Consider the following 21,470-nt stretch of genomic DNA (forward strand, 5'->3'; position numbering starts at 1 on the left):
AAGGGAAGGGCGCCCGGTTACACTTCATCCAGGCCGGCAGCGGCCGAACTGCTGCCCGTGCGGGGGCGCCGCCGCAAGAAATCCGCGGGCAGCGCCCGTCCTCTGCGAAAATAGACGAGTAAGAATGCCAGAGTGGAGATGAGATGAAGTTGCAGTTGTACGTACCGGACGGCCGCTACCAGCCCTGGATCGACGGTTTTGCCGAAGCCCTGCCCGAGGCGCAATGCCTGACCTGGGAGGACAGCAGGAACCAGCAGGTGGACTACGCGGTGGTCTGGCGCCCGCCGCTGGAGATGTTGCGCGGGCGTACCGACCTGAAGGCCGTCTTCAATCTCGGCGCCGGCGTGGATGGCATCCTGAGCCTGCGCGACACCGACGCGAACGCGCTGCCGGCCGGCGTGCCCATCGTGCGCCTGGACGATGYCGGCATGGCTGCGCAGATGATCGACTACGTGACGCACGCGGTACTGCGCTACTTCCGCCGCCTGGACGAATATGCGCTGGCCCAGCAGGCCGGCACCTGGCGTTTCCTCAAGCCGCATCGCCGCGCCGATTTCACCGTCGGCGTGATGGGAGTGGGCACGCTGGGGGCGCAGATCGCGAAGGCGCTGGCCGGTTTGGGATTCCCGGTGCGCGGCTGGAGCCGCACGGCGCGCGAGGTCGAAGGCGTGCAGGGCTTTGCCGGCGAGGCTGGGCAGGCTGGCTTCCTGGGCGGTTTGCGCGTGCTGGTCAATGTCTTGCCGCTCACGCCGGAAACCGAGAACATCCTCGATGCCGGCCTGCTGGGCAAGCTTGCCAAGGGCGCCTACCTGATCAACGTGGCGCGCGGGCCGCACCTGGTCGAGGAAGACCTGCTGGCCGCGGTGCAGTCCGGCCAGGTTGCCGGCGCCATGCTCGACGTGTTCCGCACCGAGCCGCTGCCTGCCGACCATCCCTTCTGGGCCGAGCCGCGCATCACCATCACGCCGCATATCGCGGCGCTGACCTTGCGCGAAGACAGCATCGCCCAGATCGCGGGCAAGATCCGCGCGCTGGGCGCGGGCCAGCCGATCGCCGGCGTGGTCGACCTGCACCGCGGTTATTGATCAAACCGGGCACCGGGGCGCAGCGCCCCCCGTGTCCCGGACCGGATAGGCCGCGCCGGCGCGGCTACCCAGAACGAGGAGATATCGTGAACCTGCCCCACTATGTGAAAGTCGTCGAAGTCGGCCCGCGCGATGGCCTGCAGAACGAAAAGGCCTTGGTGCCGACCGAAGTCAAGGTCGATCTCATCAACCGCCTGAGCGACGCCGGTTTCGTCAATATCGAAGCGGCTTCCTTCGTCTCGCCCAAATGGGTGCCGGCGATGGCCGACGGTGCCGAAGTCATGGCGCGCATCCAGCGCAGGCCGGGCACCTTGTACTCGGTGCTCACGCCCAATATGAAGGGCTTCGAAGGCGCGGTGGCCGCTTCCGCGGACGAGGTCGTGATCTTCGGCGCCGCCAGCGAGGCCTTCTCGCAAAAGAACATCAACTGCTCCATCGCCGAATCCATCGCGCGTTTCGAGCCCGTGGCCGCCGCCGCCAAGGAGAAGGGCCTGCGCCTGCGCGCCAGTGTTTCCTGCGCGCTTGGCTGCCCGTACCAGGGCGAAGTGCCGGTGCACGCGGTGGTGGACGTGGTGCGCCGCATGCGCGATCTCGGCTGCGACGAGATCGACATCGCCGACACCATCGGCGTGGGCACGCCGGGCCGGGTGCAGGAGGTGATGCACGCGGTGGCCGCCGAATTCCCCATCGACCGCCTCTCCGGCCATTTCCACGATACCTACGGCCAGGCGCTGTCCAACATCCTGGCCAGCCTGCAGGTCGGCATCTCGATCTTCCACGCTTCGGTGGCCGGCCTCGGCGGCTGCCCTTACGCCAAGGGCGCCACCGGCAACGTCGCCACCGAGGACGTGCTGTACATGCTGCACGGCATGGGCATCCACACCGGCATCGACCTGGAGCAGGTGGTACGCGCGGGAGACTTTATCTCGCAGTCGATCGGCCGCCCGAACAGCTCGCGCGTGGGACGCGCGCTGCTGACGAAGTGGGGCGCCGCGGCCGACGCCGCGCCTGCCTGCGTGTAAGACCCTGCCATTCGCACGTATCGATATGATCAGCAGCTCTCCCGACAAAGCCCACGGCACCGCCGCGTTGCCTGAGGCGGCGCAGCGTGTGGCCGGCCTGCTGGCCGGCCTGGGCCACGACAAGCCCGTGGTCATGCTGCCCGCCACCGGCAAGACCTCGGCCGAAGCCGCGGCTGGCCTCGGCTGCTCGGTGGCCGAGATCGCCAAGTCCATCATCTTTCGCCGCGTGGCCGACGACGCGCCGGTGCTGGTGATCGCCAGCGGCAGCAACCGCGTCGACGAAGCCAAGGTCGCCGCGGTGGTGGGCCCGCTTGGCAAGGCCGACGCCAGGTTCGTACGCGAGAAGACCGGCTACGCCATTGGCGGCGTCTGCCCGATCGGCCATGCGGTCGCTCCGGTGATGCTGCTCGACAGCGACCTGTTCCGCTACGACAGCCTGTGGGCCGCCGCCGGCCATCCGCACGCGGTGTTCAACCTCACGCCGCAAGAACTGCAGCGCATGACCGGGGCCGACGTGGCCGACGTGGCGCAGCGCGAGTCCGCATGAAGCCGCCACGTACACACGGCACATGCGGCACGCACGGCATCCGGCACGAGGGCTGAGGCGATGTCGCAAGCCACCCGCCTGCTCGCCGAACTCACGCGCGGCGCGCAAGCCGCCCAGCGCGCGGAGCCCGTGCCTTCGCCCTGCCGCAATGTGTGCCGCATGGATGCCGCCAGCGGCTATTGCGAAGGCTGCCTGCGCACCATCGACGAGATTGCCGCATGGTCCGGCAGCGACGAGGCCGAGCGGCGCAGGATCTGGCTGCTCTTGCCGCCGCGCGCTGCAGAGCTCGTCACAAGGGCGGCGTCATGATGGCGTCGGCGTCCCCTGCAGGCAACACGGAGTGATCCGGCCATGACCACCGCCATCGACTGGTACTTCGACCCGATCTCGCCGTTTGCCTACCTTGCGTTCGAACGGCTGCCCCGGGCCTTGCCGGCCGATGTCACGGTGCGCTACGTGCCACTGCTGTTTGCCGGGCTGCTGCGCCACTGGGGCAATGTCGGCCCGGCCGAGATCGCGCCCAAGCGCCGCTTCACCTTCGAGCATGTTGCCTGGATCGCGCACCGGGACGGCATCAGGCTCGCCATGCCCGCCGTGCATCCTTTCAACCCGCTGCCCTTGTTGCGCCTGGCGGTAGCGCTGGAGATCGAAGGCCGGCTCACGCGCGCGACGCTGGCGCAGGTCTTCCGCTTTGTCTGGCAGCAAGGCCATGTGCCGCAACAGCAGGCGGAATTCGATGCGCTGTGCGCGTTGCTGGGCGTACCCACCGCTGCGCTGGCGCAGGATGCGGTCAAGGCGCGCCTGCGCGAGCATGGTGACGAAGCCGTCGCGCATGGCGTGTTCGGCGTGCCCACCGCCGTGCTGCCGGGCGATGCCCAGGGCCAGGTGTTCTGGGGCCTGGATGCGCTCGACATGCTGGCGGCGCGGCTGGACCAGGATCCCTTTTTTGCCTCCGGCGCGTTTCGTGCCGCCGCTGCCTTGCCGGTGGGAGCGGGGCGCGCCGATGCGCCGACCTCGTCCGCCGGCCGCTGATCAGCCATAGCCCCCGATGCCAGCCACTTTCATGCCTCCCCCCCTGCCGTCCACCATGCGCATCTTCGAGCGCGGCTGGCTATCGGCCAACAACATCCTCTTTGTCGACGGCGACGACACTGCGCTGGTCGACTCCGGCTATGTCACGCATGCGCCGCAGACGCTGGCGCTGGTCGAGGCCGGCCTCGGTGGGCGGCCGCTGCGGCGCCTCGTGAACACGCATCTGCACTCCGACCACTGCGGCGGCAACGCCGCGCTGCAGGCGCGCTGGCAACCGCGCACGCTGATCCCCGCCGCGGAGGCGGACGCCGTGCGCGCGTGGGATGTAGACGCGCTCAGCTACCGCGACACCGGCCAGCAATGCGATCGCTTCGGCTTCGACGGCGTGGTGCAGGACGGTGATGACCTGCGTCTGGGCGGGATCGACTGGCAGGTGGTGGCCGCGCCCGGCCACGATCCCCATGCAGTGATGTTGTTCGCGCCGCAGGAAGGCATCCTGATTTCCGGTGATGCGCTATGGGAAAACGGCTTCGGCGTGATTTTCCCGGAACTCGAAGGCGAGAGCGGTTTCGCCGAGCAGGCGGCCGTACTGGCGCGCATCGCCACGCTCGACGTGCGCGTGGTGATACCCGGCCATGGGCGGCCGTTCACCAACGTCGCCGCGGCGCTCGATATCGCCGGCGCGCGCCTGGCCTACCTGAGCGGCGATGCCGGGCGCAATGCCGCGCACGCGATCAAGGTGCTGGTGAAATTCAAGCTGCTGGAGCAGCAACGCATGCCGCGCGAAGCGCTGCTGGCGTGGATGAAGCAGGCGCCGCTGATGCAACGCATTCAAACGCGCTTTCTGGCCGGGCAGGAGATGGCGCAGGTCCTCGATCGCGCGCTGGCTTCTCTCGCTGCCGGCGGTGCGCTGGCGCTGGATGGCAACGAGGTGTACAACCGGGACTAAGCGGTGCCGCCGCACCCCGACCCATCGCGAGGATCGACCATGCCTGCCTTTCCCGTCGCACTGCTCCGGCCGCTGGTCGCGCATCTCTCGCCCTCGGCCATCCACGCGCATGGGGCCGACCTGCAGATCGAGCTGGCGCCCTTCGTGCTCAGTGGCGCATCGGTGCGTACCGCGATCCGTCTCGACGGCGTCAGCCTGCCGTCGCAAAGCCTGGCGCAACTGGCGGGCAAGCGCCTGCGCTTTCCGCTCAGCCCGGAGCCTGGCTATATCGACGGCACGATCCATGTGGAAGGCCGCCACCATGCGGTCGATGTCAGCGAGCTGCGTTTCGGCGAGCTCGATCCACAGGGCCTGCCCATGATGCTCGAAGGCCGCATCCATTTCGACGACGGCGCCGGCTTCGACGACACCGCGCTGAGCCTGGCCACCCGCATCGCCAGCCCGCTGTCGGAGCCGGAGCTCGACGCGCTGATCGACCGCACCGCAGCCGAGGCCGGCATCGCTTCGGCACAGCAGTCAGGCAAGGTGATGGCCACATTGAGCCGCCACCCGTGCCTGCGCCATGCCGACATGGCGCTGCTGCATGCGCGCGTGCAGGCCCGGCTGCTGATCGGCGAAGCCAGGAAGGCCAGATAAGGCCGGCGGATTGCTACACTGGGAAGCAGGTGGACCCGGGTACGCTGCCAACAGCATCCGCCGGCAAGCGCCGCCGCTGACCGATCGCAAGGACGCACCATGCAAGCCCTCCACGGCCAAGGTCTCCTCCTTCGCCCCTTTCGCTATACCGATGTGCCGCAGTTCGTGGCGGCCGTGAATGAATCGCTCGACACCGTGGGCAAGTGGCTGCCATGGTGCCATGCGGGCTACAGCGTGCGCGATGCCGAAAACTGGGTCGATATGTGCACGGAGAGCATGGGCATCGGCGAAGCCTATGACATCGGCGTGTTTGCGCCGGACGGCAGGGAGCTGTATGGCGGCGTCTCCATCAACCAGATCAACCGCGACTACAACTTTGGCAACCTCGGCTACTGGATCCGACAGAGCCGGCAACGGCAGGGACTGGGGGCGCGCGCGGCGGAACTGATGGCCTGCTATGGATTCCACCGGCTCGGGTTGACGCGGCTGGAGGTGGTCGCCGCGGAACACAATATGATCAGCCGCGCCGTGGCGGAGAAGATCGGCGCGCAATTCGAATGCATCGCGCGCAACCGGCTGGTACTGCATGGCGTGCCGTGCTCGGCGGCGATGTATTCGCTGGTGCCGCCGTGGTACCGCAATGCCGGGCAGGCCGCGCAGCCTGGGCGGGGTGGGGACAAGGGGGCGAAATGAAGGGAAGCTGCCTGTGCCAGGCCATCGAACACGCCATCAGCCCTTGGTAATCGCAAACGCGTAAGTGCGCTCATCCTGCCGCGGCGTCACCTTGTACCCCTTCTTCGCGGCCCAGACATTGATCTGGAAATAAAGCGGAATCACCCCGTAGTCCTTGATCCCGATTTCCGTAGCCTCCTGCAGCAATTTCTCGCGCGCGTGATCGTCGATCGTGGTCAGCGCGGTGGTCAGCCTGGCATCCAGCGCCGGATTGCTGTAGCGCCCGCGATTGGAGGCGCCCCATCCCTTGGCCGGATCATAGGTGGCCAGCAGCGACTTCAGCGACGATCCCGCTTCTCCCGTATCCGCGCCCCATCCGGCCAGCAGGAAGGAGAACTCCAGCTTGTTCGCGCGTGTGAAAAAGGTCGCCGACGGCATGGCCTCAACCCGCGTCTGGATGCCGATGCGCGACAGCATGGAGGCGATGGCCTGCGCGACCTGTTCGTCGTTGACGTAGCGGTTGTTCGGCGCATGCAGCGTGATCTGGAAGCCGTCGGGGTAGCCGGCCTCGGCCAGTAGCTTCCTGGCGCCGGCCGCGTCGAAGGTATCGGGCTTGAGGCCCGGCACATAGCCAAAGAGGGTGGAGTTGACCAGTTGCCCCGTAGGCGCGGCGGCGCCTTCCATGACGCGGTCGACAATGGCCTGGCGCGAGATGGCGTGCGAGATCGCGGCGCGTACGCGCGGGTCCTTGAGCGGGTTCCTGGCCAGTGGCTTGCCGGCCTTGTCGGTGACGAAGGGGGTGACGTCGCGGTTGGTGTCCAGGTGCAGGTACATCATGCGGAAGGTGGGCACCTTGAACACGCTCACGGCGGGATCCACCGAGAGCTTGCGGATGTCCGAGGTGGGTACGTTCTCGATGACCTGCACGTCGCCGGCGAGCAGCGCCGCGACGCGCGGCGCGTCATTGGTCAGGATGCGCAGCGACACCGTGTCCCACTCTGGCTTGTTGCCCCAGTAGCCTTCGTTGCGGGTCAGTTCGACGCGGTCGCCCTTGCGGAAACCGGCGAATTTGTAGGGGCCGGTGCCGACCATTGCGCGGCCGCTGTTGAAGTCTTCGCTGGTGGCGTGCTCGGCGACCGTCTTCGACACCATATAGATGGTGGACAGGTCATTCGGCACCAGTGGGTAGGGGCCGTTGGTGGTGATGCGCACGGTCAGCGTGTCGACCGCGGTAATGTCCTTGAAGCCCTTGGTGTAGATGGTGTACGGCGACGGGCTGTTCTTGACCGTGGCGGGCCGGTTCAGCGAGTAGACCACGTCGGCGGACGTGAACTCGCTGCCGTCGTGGAACTTCACGCCGGGGCGCAGCCTGATCTCCCAGGTGGTGTCGTTGACCGCCTTCCACGATAGCGCCAGTGCTGGCTTGAAGCGCATCTTCTCGTCCTTGGCGATCAGGGCCTCGAACATATGCTCGGCCACGTTCGCGTTGGGCGTGACGTTGTGATAGTGCGGGTCCAGCGAAGTGATGTCCCCGGACAGGCCGATGGTGAGGCTTGCGGCAAAGGCGGTCGGCGAGAGGGCGGCGCAGGCAAGGCTTGTGGCAAGCGCTGCGGCGCCAAGGGCGCGGCGGATGATGGTCATCGATGGGTCCCTGTCAGGCAAGCTGCGCAAGATGCGGTGCAAGCATTGTCGGGACGTGCGCACAACCATGTCAAGGCGGGCAGACCCGCAGCACCGGATGCAGCGGGGCGAGGCGGCCATGCACAGCGGACGTGCCGCTTCGCCGGTTTTCTGCCCTGCCCGAGGCGCGGGCCGAAGGCGGCCCGCGCTGCGCTCAGAACGTCGTGCGCAAGCCCAGCTTGACGCTGCGCCCTGGCAGCGGCGCGATCTCCCGCAGGATCGAGGTGGCGATGCGGGCGTCCTGGTTGGTCAGGTTGTCGCCGCGCAGGTAGACCAGGGTCTGGGTGCCTGCCACCTTGAACTTGTAGGTGACGGACGCGCCGAGCAGCGTGTAGGCGGCGGTGGGCGTGTCATTGGCAGGCACGCGGGTTTGCCGGGCCGCGTAGGTCAGCTCGGCACGCGCGCCCCAGGGCCCGGCGCCGTAGACCAGCGCACTGCCAAGGCGCAGCGGCGAGAGGCGCGGCAGCGGCTCGCCGGTGTTGCGGTTTTCTCCGCGCACGTAGTCGGCGCGGGCTTCCAGGTCCAGCGTGTCGCTGCCGGTCAGCAGCTTCTGCGCCACGCGCGCCTTGCCTTCGGCCTCGAAGCCGTACAGCGTGGCGGGCACGCCCATGTACTGCATCACCGGCAGCGCGCCGGCGCTGCCCGGTGTCACGAAGTCGCCCTCCGCGTCGCGCGCGGTGCCGGTGTTGGTGAGCGCCAGGTAGTTCGAGAAGCGGCTGTAGTAACCGGCGATGCTGGCGCTGTGCTGGCCGGATTTGAAGCGCACGCCCAGGTCCAGCGAGGTCGCGCGTTCCTTGGCGGCGTTCGGGTCGCCTTGCTCCCATGTGCCGGTGGCCACGTGGGGGCCGTTGGCATACAGCTCGTAGAAGGTCGGGGCCCGCTCCGTATAGGCCACGTTGCTGGTCAGCGACCAGGCCGGCGCCAGCTTGTAGAGCAGGCCGGCCGAGGCGCTGCCGGCGTTGAAGCTGCGGCTGGCGTCGGCGAAGCGGTCGTTGCCGTTGGCGTATGTCTTCAGGCTGGTGTGGTCCACGCGGCCGCCCAGGTTCAGCTTGAGGTCGCCGCTGGTGGTCAGCGGCATTTCCTCGAAGATGAACAGCGCGGCATTGTCGGTATCGGTGGTCGGCACGAAGGCCTCCTCGCCGAGCGCCGAGAAGCGGGTCGAGCTGAACTGGGTGCCGATCACGCCCGTCATATTGCCGATGCGCGCGTGCCTGGCCTCGAAGCGCGTGTCCCAGCCGTTGTTCTTGAAGAGGGTGCCGGTCTGGCCGGAGTCGATCTCCTTGTGCTCGTAGTCGGTATAGCTGAACTTGCCCTTGACCGATTCGATAAAGCCGCCGGTATTGCCGGTCAGGTTGCGCGCTTCGCCTTCGAGCGCGAAGCGCTGCTGGCGCATCTGCAGGCGGACGGTGTCCTCGGCCGGAGTGCCGTACTCGTTGTGGTATTCGCTGTAGTTGGCGCCGACGAAGCCGTCGGCCCAGGTGTAGGCGCCGCCCAGCGAGCCGCCTTGCTGCTGCGAGCTGGTGTTGGGCAGGCGCCCGTAGGCCTCGCTTTCGCCGTCCGGGAGCGGCTGGCTGTTGCGCAGGGCGGCGCTGCGGGCGTAGCCCGGAATGTGCAGGTCGCTGGTCTTGCGCACGAATGCATCGGCGTGGATGGCGAACCGGCCGTTGCCGGCCTCCAGCATGCCACTGGTGTTGCGGGCGACGTCGCCGCCAGCGGTGCCGCTGGCTTCGACCGCGCCACCTATGCCCTGGATCGGCTCCCTGGGAATGCGGTTGTCGATCACGTTGACCACACCACCGATGGCATTGCCGCCATACATCAGCGCGGCCGGGCCGCGCACCACTTCGATGCGCTCGGCCACCAGCGGGTCGAGCGCCACGGCGTGGTCGTTGGAGAGGGTGGAAGCGTCGATGGCGCTGCCGCCGTTTTGCAGCACCTTGATGCGGTCGCCGTCCAGGCCACGGATGATCGGGCGGTTGGAATTGGGGCCGAAGTAGCTGGAGGACACGCCCGGCAGCTTGTCCAGGGTGTCACCCAGCGTGCTGCCCTGGCGCACCGTGAGCGCATCGCCGCCGAGGGAGGAGACCGGCGCCACCAGGTCGGTGAGTTCGCTGCCCAGCGGGTTGGCGGTGACCACCACCTCGCGCAGGGTGGACGAGGGCGCCGGCGTGGCTGCGCTGGCAGGGGCGGCGGGGGCGCTTTGCGCGAAGGCGCCGGTGCCAGCGGAGGCGGAGGCGATCAGGGCCGCGATGGCGGCGAGCGGCGTGCGCCGCGGGCGGTTTTCTTGCTGGATACGGAAAGACATGACTCGCGTTGTTCCTGGATGTGATCGAACGCTTGGCGCGGGCAAGCGAATGCCAGCCGCGCCGCCCGGCGCGAAATGCGCGGGGCGGCGGCGGGCAGGGCGATTCGGGAGCGTGGCGCGATGCGTCAGGCGGCGGGCGGCGGCAAGCATGCCGGCGCCCGGAGTTCAGGCGTAGGCGTGAACGGCCGGGGGAGCGCGCGAGCGGAAGGGCTGGGGATGCTGCAGGTAGGGCCGGCGCCAGCCTACGCTGAACCGAACCGGCGATTGCAGGTGCGTGAGCGCCGGCATGGCCGGCGTGCCGCAATGGCAGGCGGCCACGGTGGCGCCATCGAACAGCACGCAGGAATGGCCCGCCAGCCTGAGCGCAGGAGGCTGGCCGGGATCCGTCTCGCTGACCCCGATCGTGCCGGTGCCGGAAACCGTGATGGTGTCTTCGCCAGCCTCAACGCCACGCTCGCCGTCACTGGCGCTCGCCTGCGTTAGCGCGCTGAGCAGCCCGCCGTGCTGGACGCGGTGGGTCATCCCGGCATGCTGGGTCAGCAGCAGGCACAGCACCAGCCACAGCACCCGCCCCAAGCCGAGGCCGCGGGTGCTGCGGTGCTGCAGGCGTTGCCAGAGCGTCAGGGCATCAGTGCCCATGTTCGCCATGGTCGTGGCCGTGCCCGTGGTCATCGCAAGCGGAGTCGTCGCCGTGCTCGTGATCGTCCTCGCCCTCCAGGCCGTCGTCCCAGCTCGGGAACGGGTCGGGGTAGTGCGCCCAGGCGTCGGGGCCGGTGGCCATTTCCGCATCGGTCAGCAGGCAGGCATCGAGCAGCGCTTCGAGCGCGGGGCGGTCGAGATCCTGGCCGATCAGCACCAGTTCCTGGCGGCGGTCGCCATAGGGGGCGGGCTTGCCGTCCACCGTCATGTCGGCGTCCAGCTCGGCGCGGGCCGCTTCGTCGTCCGGCCATTCGGCCGGGTCCAGCGCGGCCCACCAGGCGCCCGCGCCGCCATGGCGGCACACGCCGCCGGCCTGGCCCCAGGTGCCGGCCGCGTGCATGCGCGTGGCCAGCCAGAAGAAACCCTTGGAGCGCAGCACGTTGCCATGCTCGCGCAACCACTCGGTGTGGATCAGGTCGGCAAAGCGCTGCGGATGGAAGGGGCGGCGGCGGCGGTAGACAAAGCTGCCGATGCCGTAGGCCTCGCTCTCCGGCACGTGCTCGCCGCGCAGTTCGGCCAGCCAGCCCGGTGCGGCGGCGGCGGCGTCGAAGTCGAAGCGGCCGGTGTCCAGAATGCTGTCCAGCGGCACCTTGCCGAAGCTGGCCGGCACGATGGCGGCGCGCGGGTTGAGCGAATGCAGGATGCCGGCCAGGCGCGCGCGCTCGCTCTCGCTGACGAGGTCGAGCTTGTTGAGCACGATCACGTCGCAGAACTCCACCTGCTCGATCAGCAGGTCGACCACCGTGCGGTCGTCGTCCTCGTCGCGGGCCTGGCCACGGTCCTGGAGAAAGTCGGCTTCGTTGAAATCCTGCAGGAAGTGCGCGGCGTCGACCACCGTCACCATGGTGTCGAGGCGGGCGATGCTGTCCAGCGTCACACCGTGCTCGTCCTCGAAGGTGAAGGTTTCGGCGATGGGCAGCGGCTCGGCCACGCCGGTCGATTCGACCAGCAGGTAATCGAAGCGGCCCTCGCGCGCCAGCTTGCCGATCTCGGTCAGCAGGTCCTCGCGCAGGGTGCAGCAGATGCAGCCATTGGTCAGCTCGATCAGGCGCTCGCCGGCCTGCGCCAGCATGCCGTCGCCAAGCAGCCGGGCATCGATATTGACGTCGGCCAGGTCGTTGACGATCACAGCCACCCGCTTGCCTTCGCGGTTGGCCAGTACATGATTGAGCAGGGTGGTCTTGCCGGCACCGAGGAATCCGGACAGCACGGTGACGGGCAGGCGATCGGCCATGGCATCGAGGCGCGCCGGGGCAGGGCGGCACGCGTTATTGCAACAAAGTTGCGACTGTATCAGAAAGGGGACGGAAAAGCACGGAATTCGGGGCGGCGTCGGCCGCGAGGATCCTGCCGCTCCTAATGATAGGCCCGTGGCTGCGACACCACAAAGGCGAAAGGCCGCGAGGGGACGTGGCGCCCAAGCAAAACGGCCCGGAGAACCGGGCCGTTTTGCAATGGGGCAGACCCGGAATCAGTCGCCGAACAGCTTCTGGCGCAGTTCGCGGCGCTGCTGGGCTTCCAGCGAGAGCGTGGCGGTGGGGCGCGCCAGCAGGCGCGGCACGCCGATCGGCTCGCCGGTTTCCTCGCACCAGCCGTAGTCGCCGGATTCGATGCGGGCCAGCGATTGCTCCACCTTCTTGAGCAGCTTGCGCTCGCGGTCGCGCGTGCGCAGTTCCAGCGCGTGCTCTTCCTCGATGGTGGCGCGGTCGGCCGGATCCGGCACGATGACGGTTTCGCGCAGATGCTCGGTGGTCTGATCGGCGTTCTTCAGGATATCGTCGCGCAGCTGCTCAAGGCGATGTTTGAAGAAGGCGAGCTGCGCCTCGTTCATGTAATCCTTGTCGCCCATCTTCAGGATTTCAGCTTCAGACAGAAGTTTATTGCTGCTCATGGTTGCTGCTGATTCTCTTGTTGGTGCGACCGGCGGCGTCTTGGTCCGCTCGGGTGCAGTGTCCGGCCGCTTGCGCGGCGCGGACGTTTCGCTCTGGCTGGCTGCAGTCTTGCTGCTTTGCGTGCCTCCCTTGGCCTCGCCCGCACCGGCGTGCGCCGTACTGCCGCGGGGAGCAGGCGCAGCCTCCATGGACTGCGCCTTCAGCGTCTCGGCCGCAGCGCTATTGCCTTTGCTGCGGCTTTCTTTCGGTTTCGTTGCGGCTACCATGGGACACCTCTCTCTCGCGTCGATCGATGACGGCGCGTGACGGGTGCCCCAAGCGGAGGGCGGTCTCCGCATAAAGCACTGCGACCGCACCTGCCGGCAGCCCGCCTCATGCTGACGACGACCGCCGCCCTGCATTGCGGGTCCCATGGCCAGAAGACTAAAGACTGAAGGCAAAAGGCTACGTTACCCGCACTAAATCCAGACTATTGTACTTGAACAAAAAATTTGGAGATATGGGAGAAAAGCGGGGAGTTTTCCCTGATATCCCAGCCCACCCTCCCGTGGGAGGGCATGGCCGGGCGGGCGGCGGGCGCCTGGCGGGCTCAGGCCAGGCAGGTGGCCAGGCCCTTCAGGATGGCGTCCTTGGGCAGGTCCACGCCGATGAAGACCATCTTGGTGCCGGGGAGTTCCTCTCCCCATTTGGCGCCGATATCGCTGCCCATCAGCTGGTGCACGCCCTGGAACACCACTTTGCGGTCCACCGCATCCATATAAAGCACGCCCTTGTAGCGCAGCAGTTTTTCCCCGTAGACCGACAGGATGCCGGACAGGAACTCCTCCAGCTTGGTGTAGTTGAAGGGTTTTTCGCTGCGGAAGACAAAGGAACCGATGCGGTCGGTGTGGTGGCGATGGTGGTGGTGGTCGTGCTTATGCCCGTGGTCGTGGTGGTCATGGCCGCAGTCGTCGGCGCAATGCTCGCCGTGGGCGTGGTCATGTCCGTGGCCGTGATCGTGATCGTGTTCTTCGGCCTCGGCGCGCAGGAAATCCGGGTCGATTTCCAGCTTTTCGTTCAGGTTGAAGCCGCGCAGGTCGAAAATCGTGTCGATCGGGGCTTCGCCGAAATGTGCCGTGCGCACGGGCGCGCGCGGGTTCATGTGCAACAGGCGGTGGCGCAGGTCGGCGATGTCGTCTTGCGCCACCAGCTCGGCCTTGGTGATGAAAATCGCGTCGGCAAAGCCAACCTGGCGCTGGGCCTCTTCCTGCTTGTCGAGTTGCTGGTTGGCGTGCTTGGCGTCCACCAGGGTGATCACCGCGTCCAGCAGGTAGCGCTGGGCGATCTCATCGTCCATGAAGAAGGTCTGGGCCACCGGGCCGGGATTGGCCACGCCGGTGGTCTCGATCACCACCCGGTCGAAATCGATCTCGCCGGCGTCGCGCCGGGTCATCAGCTGGGACAGCGCCGCCACCAGGTCGCCGCGGATGGTGCAGCAGATGCAGCCGTTGCTCATCTGCACGATCTGCTCGCGGCCATCCTGCACCAGGATCTCGCTGTCGATGTTTTCTTCGCCGAACTCGTTCTCGATCACGGCGATCTTCATGCCGTGCTGCTCGTTCAGGATGCGCTTGAGCAGGGTGGTCTTGCCGCTGCCAAGGAAGCCGGTCAGGATCGTGACCGGGGTCAGTTTGGACATTGTCGTTCTCCGGGAAGGGATGCCGCTTGGCCTGTCGCGTGCGGGGTAAGTCTGGTCTGGGTAACTTGTTCGTTCTTGTGCGGGGCGGGCGAGCGGTCCTGCCGCTCAACCGTGCTGGCCATGCGTGCGTGCGCCGCATTCGGCGCAAATTCCGGTGACGGTGAGCTCTACATGTTCCACGGCAAAGCCGCTCGGCACCTTGGGCGCGGCCTGCGCCGGCGCGCTGACGCCGTCCAGGCAGAAGGTGCGGTCGCAACGGTTGCAATGGAAGTGGCTGTGCTGCCGGTGGGCTTGCGCGCGGGCCGCCTCGTGCTCGACCAGGCTGAAGCGGAATACGCGGTCGGGGCCGGCCCGCTTCTGGGCCAGGCCGTGCTCGACCAGCCAGTCGAGCACGCGGTAGACGGTCACGCGGTCGATCGCCTCGCCATCGGCCGGCATGCGGTCGATCACGGCCTGGTGGGTCAGCGGTTCATGGCTTTCCATCAGACAGGCCAGGATGCCAAGGCGCGGCTGGGTCACTCGGGCGCCCAGCTCGCGCAGGCGCTCGTGGGCGGCGTCCAGGGTGCCGGGCGCGTGTGTCATGGCGATGGAAGGCATGTCCTGGGTGGGGGAGGGGCTGCTGCTCATGAGCGGATTTAACCATAGCGCCCCGGGTGATGCAATTCAGTTGCGTCAATTCCATGCCACCCGGCGCCGCTCGGTGCCACTTTACGCCTTTGCCGGCGAGCGCGCCGCCGCCCGCCTGCGTTGCCTCTGTTTGCGTCTATCATCGCCAGCAGGCGGCACGGGAGGCGCGCGGGCAGGCACGGGCGCCGCGCACCGGCCCTATGTCCGGACATTGCGAGGAGACCCCAAATGCAGAACGATGCCAGCGCCCTGCTGTTTCCCAATTTCGAGCCTTTCCGCATGCAGCTTGGCGAGGTCGGCATCGCCGGGGTGCGCGGCGGCTCGGGGCCGCCCCTGCTGTTGCTGCACGGGCATCCGCAGAGCCATCTGATCTGGCACAAGGTGGCGACGGCCCTGGCCGACCGCTTCACCGTCATCGCCACCGACCTGCGCGGCTATGGCAGCAGCAGCGCGCCGCCGGGCAACACCGGCCACGAGAACTACAGCAAGCGTGCGATGGCCCAGGACCAGGTGGAGGTGATGGCGCGCCTGGGCTTTACGTCTTTCGCGCTCTGCGCCCACGACCGCGGCGCCCGCGTGGCGCACCGCTTGTGCGTGGACCACCCTGGCCGGGTCACGCGTGCCATGCTGCTCGACATTGCCCCCACGCTGGCCATGTACGAACGCACCAGCATGGCATTTGCCGCCGCCTATTGGCACTGGTTCTTCCTGATCCAGCCGGCGCCGTTTCCCGAGACGCTGATCAATGCGGAGCCCGAGTTCTACCTCAACAAGCTGATGGGCCTGCGCCACGCCGGCCTGAGTCCCTTCGTGCCCGACGCGATGGCGGCCTACACCGCCGCCATGCGTGATCCGGCCCACGTGCACGCCATGTGCGAGGACTACCGCGCGGCAGCCACCATCGACCTGGACCACGACCGCGCCGACCTCGCGGATGGCCGGCGCGTCGATTGCCCGCTGCGTGTGCTGTGGGGCGAGCACGGCGTGGTGGCGCGCTGTTTCGAGCCGATGTCCCTGTGGCAGGAGGTGGCGAGCGACGTCAGCGGCCGCGCGGTCCCGTGCGGGCACTACATTCCGGAGGAAGCGCCCGAGGTGCTGCAGGAGGAAATGCTGGCCTTCTTCTGTTGAGCCCCTTCTCGCCGGTTGCGGCAAGTTCGCTGTGTAGAATTTGTTCGATACATTTTTAACGAAGAAATGTCTTAGCGGGTTATTCCGGATATTTGTCACTTTTCGGCATTGTTAGCATTGCGCTCCGGCCGCGCGGCCCAAGCCGCGGCGGCCGTATGCGCTGCGCTCGCGTCATGGTCGGCGCCGCCGCCCGGATCGGGCCGGTGGCGCAGGGGCGGCGGCGCCCGACAGGGCGCGCCGCTCCGGCCGGGGCAGTGCCGGGACGGGAACAGAAGGGTATCCAGGAGAAAGCATGAAACGAGTTGCACAAATTGTGGCTGCCGCAGTGACGGTCGGCGTAATGGGGATGCACGCGGGCGCGCAGGCACAGGAATTCCCGGGCAGCAAGCCGGTATCGGTGGTGGTGCCGTTCGCCGCGGGCGGCCCTACCGACAAGGTATCGCGCGAACTGGTCATGATCATGTCCAAGCACCTGGGTACCACGATGGTGATCGAGAACCTGGGCGGCGCCGGTGGCACCATCGGCGCCAAGAAGGTCGCCCAGTCCAAGGGCGATGGCTACACCGTCCTGATCCACCATATCGGCATGTCGACCGCGCCGGCGCTGTACCGCAACCTCGGCTTCGATCCGCTCAAGGACTTCGAGACCGTGGGCGAGATCGCCGACGTGCCGATGGTGATGGTCGGCAACAAGAACCTGCCGCCGGCCACCTTCAGGGACCTGGTGCCGTACATCAAGGCCAATGCCGCCAAGCTGTCGCTGGCCAACGCCGGCATCGGCTCGGCCTCGCACCTGTGCGGCCTGCTGTTCCAGAGCGCGATCCAGACCGAGCTGACCACGGTGCCCTACAAGGGCACGGCGCCGGCGCTGACCGATGTCCTGGGCGGCCAGGTCAACCTGATGTGCGACCAGACCACCAATATCGCCGGCCAGCTCAAGGCAGGCTCGCTCAAGCCTTATGCTGCGATGCAGAGCCGCCGCGTGGAAGCGTTCAAGGACATTCCGACCGCGGTCGAGCAAGGCCTGCCGGGCGTCGAAGTGAAGATCTGGCACGCCATGTACGCGCCCAAGGGCACGCCCAAGCCGGTGGTGGACAAGCTCTCCGCTGCGCTGCAAAAGGCCGTGACGGACCCCACCTTCCGCGCCAAGATGGCCGAGCTGGGTGCCGAGGCGGTGCCTGCCCAGCGCGCTACGCCGGAATCGCTGAGGACCTTCCTGGCGGGGGAAATCGGCAAGTGGACCCCGGTGATCAAGAAGGCCGGCGTTTATGCCGACTGACGGAACGGGCCAAAGCCGGATGGATTGACAGCGGCAGTTACTCCCTCTGCCCTCAGGGCTGGGGGGGCCGACAAGGCGGATCCCGCCTCGTCGGCCACGGGAGGCCACGCGCGACGCGTGGCCTTTTTGCTTTTCGGCCCCTGCAACCCTGCTGCCGCACGTGCGGTGGCCGTCTCGTCTATATTGAACTGGTTGCCCACGGTCCGGCAAAGCACGCCAGGACGGCATCGCGCGGCGGCCCTTGAATTCGGCCGCACCCGCCGCCACCTTCCTCCCTGACATATTCTTGCGAAGCCATCATGGAACAGTATCACGGCACTACCATCGTCAGCGTCCGGCGCGGCAACCAGGTTGCAATCGGCGGTGATGGCCAGGTCACTCTTGGCAATATTGTGATGAAGGGCACCGCGCGCAAGGTGCGGCGCATCTACAACGGCAAGGTACTGGTCGGGTTTGCCGGCAGCACCGCGGACGCCTTCTCGCTGCTCGACCGCTTCGAGGCCAAGCTGGAGAAGTACCAGGGCAACCTGACCCGCGCTGCCGTCGACCTTGCCAAGGACTGGCGCTCGGACCGCGCGCTGCGCCGGCTCGAAGCCATGCTGATCACGGCCGACCGCGACACCACCCTGGTGATCACCGGCAACGGCGACGTGCTCGATCCCGAAGGCGGCGTGGCCGCGATCGGCTCGGGTGGCGCCTATGCGCAGTCGGCGGCCAGGGCACTGGTGGAGAACACCGAGCTGTCGCCCAAGGAGATCGTGGAGAAGTCGCTGGGCATTGCCGGCGAACTCTGCATCTACACCAACACCAATTTCGTCATCGAGACGCTGGAATGAGCGTCGGACGGCCGCGTAGTCGCTTGACGCGCGGCCGCCTGGGACTGGGAGCCGCCGCGCTCCGGCCCGACTTCCACTGAACGGATACCATGTCGCATACCATGACCCCGTCGGAAATCGTTTCCGAACTCGACAAGCACATCATCGGCCAGGACAAGGCCAAGAAGGCGGTAGCGGTCGCGCTGCGCAACCGCTGGCGCCGGCAGCAGGTGGAAGAGCCCCTGCGCCAGGAAATCACGCCCAAGAACATCCTGATGATCGGACCGACCGGCGTCGGCAAGACCGAAATCGCGCGCCGCCTGGCCAAGCTGGCCGATGCGCCGTTCATCAAGATCGAAGCCACCAAGTTCACCGAGGTGGGCTATGTCGGCCGCGACGTCGACACCATCGTGCGCGACCTGGCCGAGATGGCGGTCAAGCAGGCTCGTGAAGCGGAAATGAAGAAGGTGCGCACCAAGGCCGAGGAAGCCGCCGAGGATCGCCTGCTCGACGTGCTGCTGCCGCCGCCGCGCGATATCGGCTTCAACCAGCCCGAGGAAAAGGACTCCAACACCCGCCAGGTGTTTCGCAAGAAGCTGCGTGAAGGCCAGCTCGACGACAAGGAGATCGAACTCGAGGTCGCCGCAGGTTCGTCCAACATGGACATCATGGGCCCCCCGGGCATGGAAGACATGACCGAGCAGATCCGCACCATGTTTGCCGGCCTCGGCCAGGGCAAGAAGGCGCGCCGCAAGATGAAGGTGCACGAAGCCTTCAAGCTGCTGATCGACGAGGAAGCCGCCAAGCTGCTCAATGACGAGGAGGTCAAGCACAAGGCCGTGGCCAACGTCGAGCAGAACGGCATCGTGTTCCTGGACGAGATCGACAAGATCGCCAGCCGCAGCGAACTGGGCGGCGGCGAAGTGTCGCGCCAGGGCGTGCAGCGCGATCTGCTGCCGCTGGTCGAGGGCACCACGGTCAACACCAAATACGGCATGATCAAGACCGACCACATCCTGTTCATTGCCTCGGGGGCGTTTCACCTGTCCAAGCCCAGCGACCTGATCCCCGAGCTGCAGGGCCGCTTCCCGATCCGGGTCGAGCTGGAATCGCTGTCGGTCTCCGACTTCGAGGCCATCCTGACCCAGACCGATGCCAGCCTGACCAAGCAGTACCAGGCGTTGCTGAGCACCGAGCAGGTCGAGCTGGTGTTCGCGCCCGACGGCATCCGCCGGCTGGCCGAGATCGCTTTCTCGGTCAACGAGAAGGTCGAGAACATCGGCGCGCGCCGCTTGTACACGGTCATGGAGCGGCTGCTGGAGGACCTGTCCTTCCACGCCATCAAGTCCTCGGGCGAGACGGTCACCATCGACGCGGCCTACGTGGACCAACGCCTGGCCGATCTCGCCGGCAACGAAGACCTGTCGCGCTACGTGCTGTAGGCGATAGCCGTCGCGGTATCGGTATCAGGAAGGGCGCCAGGGCGCCCTTCCTGCCGTCTGCGCCCGTTCAATGCGCGTGTACGTGCCCCGCCGGCATCGGCGCGGTCAGCTCCAGTTCCGCCGCAGGCGTCTTCAGCTCACGCAGGCTCTGGCCATCGGCGGGGATTTGCGTCCACTCGGTGCGGCCGTCCTCGCACTCCTGCACCACCGGGAAATACAGCTTTCCGGCCTGCGCGGGCAGCTTCATCAGCATCACGAACTCATCGAAATGCGCGTCGGCCAGCGTGCCGGCGAACCAGCGCAGCGTACGCACGTCCTCGCTCACGGTCTTGCCATGCGAGGTGTAGGGCCTGGCCAGCGCAGCGCGTTTCACTTCCAGTTGCCAGCCTGCCTTGGGCTGCGGATGGGCGCCTTGCACGCCTTCCGGGATGGTCACGGTAATGGCGCGCGTGGCGCTGCCGTTGCAGCCGTGGCCAACCATCAGCGCGCCCTTGAAATAGCTGCCGGCCGTCGCGGTCTTCTGCTCGAACACGATGTGCGCGAGCGCCGCCGGCGCCCAGCTTGCGCCGAGCGAGGCCAGCGTGATGGTCACTGCGGGCAGCCGGCGGGATGGGGTCATGTCGATTCTCCAGGGAAGCGCGTCAGTCTAGCGCCGATGGCGCCCGTTGGCCCTGCGGCGGAGGGCCGCAGGGCTCGTGGCCCGGAAAAATCTTGTCGGAATTGTCTTACGGGGCTATCGGAGCGTGACGCCTGATTGCGGGAAGGGCCCATGCGTACTCTGTACGTACGGAGCGGGCAACGGTGGATCGCACCAGGCAGGAGCCTGGCAGCGAGACCGCCCTCCACAATATTCCGCTACTGAAAAAGGAGCACGACATGATGAAGAAATGGCTGAGCGCAGCAGTGTGTTCGATGATGTTCGCCGGCCCAGCGGCCTTTACGCTGGCGCATGCCCAGCCGGCAGGTTCCAAGGCGGATTACGACGCGGCCGTGAAGACCGCCAACGCCAACTACAAGGCCGCCCGCGCCCAGTGCGACAGCCTCAAGGACAACGCCAAGGACGTTTGCGTGAAGGAAGCCAGGCGCGACCAGGACGTGGCCAAGGCAAACGCCGAGGCGACCCGGGACGGCACCGCCAAGGCGCGCGCCAAGGCGGACAAGGTCAAGGCCGACGCCGATTACAGCGTGGCCAAGGAAAAATGCGACGACCTCAAGGACAATGACAAGGACGTGTGCGTGAAGGAAGCCAAGGCGGCCCATGTGCAAGCGCTGGGTGCCGCCAAGGTCGAGAAGACTGCCGCCACCGGCACCAGCACCGACGTGGCCGAAGCGCGCGCCGATGCCAGGAAGGACAGCATGGATGCTGCCTACAAGGCCGACAAGGAGAAGTGCGATGCCATGTCCGGCGATGCCAAGGCCAAGTGCGATGCCAACGTGAAGGCCAGGTACGCCAAATAAGTCATCGAAGTCAGCGCAGTAACCGTTTCGCTTAAAAAAAGTAAAGATAAAAAGACAAAAGTAAGGCAGGTAAGCATTCGTAAGCGCACTGGCGCGCACAGCGATGCAATGCCAAAGTGGCGGCCGGCTCGATCCAATGATCGCAGCCGGCCGCTTCGCATCCATCCATCCACAAACCAACCAGGCAGGAGAACCGAAATGAAACGCGAGCTACTGTCCTCGTTCGGCGTGCTGTGCGGCCTCGCCGCGGCAACCGTGTTCCTGTGCGCACGCCCGGAGGCGGCACCCGCGTTGCGCCAGGAGGGCGGGCCCGCGGTGCGCAATCCGTCCGTGCGCCCCCGTGCAACGCCGCAAGCCGCGGTGGAACTGGCGGTACAGGCCGGCGTCCTGGGCTCTCGTGCCGATCGCCATGCCAGCGATGCCCTCTGCGTGGCCGAGCAGGCCTCGGGCCGGGAAGACGATCTGGACTGGGACTACGTGCAGTTGCGCCTCTGAGCGCGGGCGGCGGCCATTAGCGGCGCATT

22 protein-coding genes are annotated in these 21,470 nt (G+C 67.1%); 14 read left to right on the top strand and 8 right to left on the bottom strand.

Translation table 11 applies throughout. The features are described 5' to 3' along the window. Positions 1-143: 143 nt before the first annotated feature. The 8 genes from AC1DQ3_RS04650 to AC1DQ3_RS04685 all read left to right on the top strand — a co-directional run bounded on the left by AC1DQ3_RS04650 (position 144) and on the right by AC1DQ3_RS04685 (position 5,964). Positions 144-1,085 (top strand): 2-hydroxyacid dehydrogenase, encoded by a 942-nt coding sequence (locus tag AC1DQ3_RS04650; RefSeq protein WP_477119007.1) that lies wholly within the window; start codon positions 144-146, stop codon positions 1,083-1,085. An 86-nt stretch (positions 1,086-1,171) separates the two neighbouring features. Further along, positions 1,172-2,107, top strand: a complete 936-nt coding sequence (locus AC1DQ3_RS04655) for a hydroxymethylglutaryl-CoA lyase (protein WP_477119008.1) — start codon at positions 1,172-1,174, stop codon at positions 2,105-2,107. Positions 2,108-2,132: 25 nt separating this feature from the next. Continuing rightward, positions 2,133-2,654, top strand: coding sequence for a YbaK/EbsC family protein (locus AC1DQ3_RS04660; RefSeq protein WP_477119009.1), 522 nt, complete (start codon positions 2,133-2,135; stop codon positions 2,652-2,654). A gap of 60 nt (positions 2,655-2,714) precedes the next feature. After that, the gene (locus tag AC1DQ3_RS04665) at positions 2,715-2,963 is read left to right on the top strand and encodes a DUF1289 domain-containing protein (RefSeq protein WP_477119010.1); all 249 of its coding nucleotides are present in this window, start codon (positions 2,715-2,717) and stop codon (positions 2,961-2,963) included. Positions 2,964-3,005: 42 nt separating this feature from the next. Beyond that, positions 3,006-3,686 (top strand): DsbA family protein, encoded by a 681-nt coding sequence (locus AC1DQ3_RS04670; RefSeq protein WP_477119011.1) that lies wholly within the window; start codon positions 3,006-3,008, stop codon positions 3,684-3,686. Between the two features lie 31 nt (positions 3,687-3,717). Next, positions 3,718-4,635 carry an MBL fold metallo-hydrolase gene (locus AC1DQ3_RS04675; protein ID WP_477119012.1) on the top strand — a complete coding sequence of 306 codons (918 nt, stop codon included), beginning with the start codon at positions 3,718-3,720 and terminating at the stop codon, positions 4,633-4,635. Positions 4,636-4,674: 39 nt separating this feature from the next. After that, a complete protein-coding gene (locus AC1DQ3_RS04680) occupies positions 4,675-5,271 on the top strand; it encodes a GatB/YqeY domain-containing protein (protein WP_477119013.1) in 597 nt (198 codons plus the stop codon). Positions 5,272-5,370: 99 nt separating this feature from the next. Next, the gene (locus tag AC1DQ3_RS04685; RefSeq protein ID WP_477119014.1) at positions 5,371-5,964 is read left to right on the top strand and encodes a GNAT family N-acetyltransferase; all 594 of its coding nucleotides are present in this window, start codon (positions 5,371-5,373) and stop codon (positions 5,962-5,964) included. A 36-nt stretch (positions 5,965-6,000) separates the two neighbouring features. On the opposite strand, the gene AC1DQ3_RS04690 is transcribed toward AC1DQ3_RS04685, so the two are convergent. The 7 genes from AC1DQ3_RS04690 to AC1DQ3_RS04720 form a co-directional block, all read right to left on the bottom strand. Then, entirely contained in the window at positions 6,001-7,584 is a 1,584-nt protein-coding gene (locus AC1DQ3_RS04690; RefSeq protein ID WP_477119015.1) for an ABC transporter substrate-binding protein, read from the bottom strand. Between the two features lie 193 nt (positions 7,585-7,777). Further along, the gene (locus tag AC1DQ3_RS04695; protein ID WP_477119016.1) at positions 7,778-9,928 is read right to left on the bottom strand and encodes a TonB-dependent receptor; all 2,151 of its coding nucleotides are present in this window, start codon (positions 9,926-9,928) and stop codon (positions 7,778-7,780) included. A 165-nt stretch (positions 9,929-10,093) separates the two neighbouring features. Beyond that, on the bottom strand, positions 10,094-10,567 hold the full coding sequence (locus tag AC1DQ3_RS04700; RefSeq protein ID WP_477119017.1) for a hypothetical protein: 474 nt from the start codon (positions 10,565-10,567) through the stop codon (positions 10,094-10,096). After that, positions 10,557-11,861, bottom strand: coding sequence for a zinc metallochaperone GTPase ZigA (gene zigA / locus AC1DQ3_RS04705; RefSeq protein ID WP_477119018.1), 1,305 nt, complete (start codon positions 11,859-11,861; stop codon positions 10,557-10,559). Before zigA ends, AC1DQ3_RS04700 begins: the two co-directional genes overlap by 11 nt. Positions 11,862-12,098: 237 nt before the next feature. Beyond that, on the bottom strand, positions 12,099-12,518 hold the full coding sequence (gene dksA, locus AC1DQ3_RS04710) for an RNA polymerase-binding protein DksA (RefSeq protein ID WP_477119019.1): 420 nt from the start codon (positions 12,516-12,518) through the stop codon (positions 12,099-12,101). 590 nt (positions 12,519-13,108) lie between these two features. After that, positions 13,109-14,197 (bottom strand): CobW family GTP-binding protein, encoded by a 1,089-nt coding sequence (locus AC1DQ3_RS04715; protein WP_477119020.1) that lies wholly within the window; start codon positions 14,195-14,197, stop codon positions 13,109-13,111. 105 nt (positions 14,198-14,302) lie between these two features. Then, positions 14,303-14,779, bottom strand: coding sequence for a Fur family transcriptional regulator (locus AC1DQ3_RS04720; RefSeq protein ID WP_477119253.1), 477 nt, complete (start codon positions 14,777-14,779; stop codon positions 14,303-14,305). A 273-nt stretch (positions 14,780-15,052) separates the two neighbouring features. Here AC1DQ3_RS04720 and AC1DQ3_RS04725 point away from each other — a divergent pair, with 273 nt between their 5' ends. From AC1DQ3_RS04725 to hslU, 4 genes are all read left to right on the top strand, one after another. Further along, positions 15,053-15,952, top strand: a complete 900-nt coding sequence (locus AC1DQ3_RS04725; protein WP_477119021.1) for an alpha/beta fold hydrolase — start codon at positions 15,053-15,055, stop codon at positions 15,950-15,952. Positions 15,953-16,244: 292 nt separating this feature from the next. Continuing rightward, a complete protein-coding gene (locus tag AC1DQ3_RS04730) occupies positions 16,245-17,231 on the top strand; it encodes a tripartite tricarboxylate transporter substrate-binding protein (RefSeq protein ID WP_477119022.1) in 987 nt (328 codons plus the stop codon). A 299-nt stretch (positions 17,232-17,530) separates the two neighbouring features. Further along, the gene (gene hslV, locus AC1DQ3_RS04735; protein WP_477119023.1) at positions 17,531-18,067 is read left to right on the top strand and encodes an ATP-dependent protease subunit HslV; all 537 of its coding nucleotides are present in this window, start codon (positions 17,531-17,533) and stop codon (positions 18,065-18,067) included. An 89-nt stretch (positions 18,068-18,156) separates the two neighbouring features. Beyond that, positions 18,157-19,488, top strand: a complete 1,332-nt coding sequence (gene hslU, locus AC1DQ3_RS04740) for an ATP-dependent protease ATPase subunit HslU (RefSeq protein ID WP_477119024.1) — start codon at positions 18,157-18,159, stop codon at positions 19,486-19,488. 67 nt (positions 19,489-19,555) lie between these two features. Here hslU and AC1DQ3_RS04745 read toward each other — a convergent pair whose 3' ends face one another. Further along, on the bottom strand, positions 19,556-20,107 hold the full coding sequence (locus AC1DQ3_RS04745) for a YcnI family copper-binding membrane protein (protein ID WP_477119025.1): 552 nt from the start codon (positions 20,105-20,107) through the stop codon (positions 19,556-19,558). Between the two features lie 257 nt (positions 20,108-20,364). Here AC1DQ3_RS04745 and AC1DQ3_RS04750 point away from each other — a divergent pair, with 257 nt between their 5' ends. Together AC1DQ3_RS04750 and AC1DQ3_RS04755 are read left to right on the top strand one after the other, a co-directional pair. Further along, on the top strand, positions 20,365-20,946 hold the full coding sequence (locus AC1DQ3_RS04750; protein WP_477119026.1) for a V-type ATP synthase subunit E family protein: 582 nt from the start codon (positions 20,365-20,367) through the stop codon (positions 20,944-20,946). Between the two features lie 198 nt (positions 20,947-21,144). Further along, on the top strand, positions 21,145-21,441 hold the full coding sequence (locus tag AC1DQ3_RS04755; protein WP_477119027.1) for a hypothetical protein: 297 nt from the start codon (positions 21,145-21,147) through the stop codon (positions 21,439-21,441). The last annotated feature ends 29 nt before the right edge of the window (positions 21,442-21,470 follow it).

The organism is Cupriavidus sp. 01T418, from assembly GCF_056398885.1.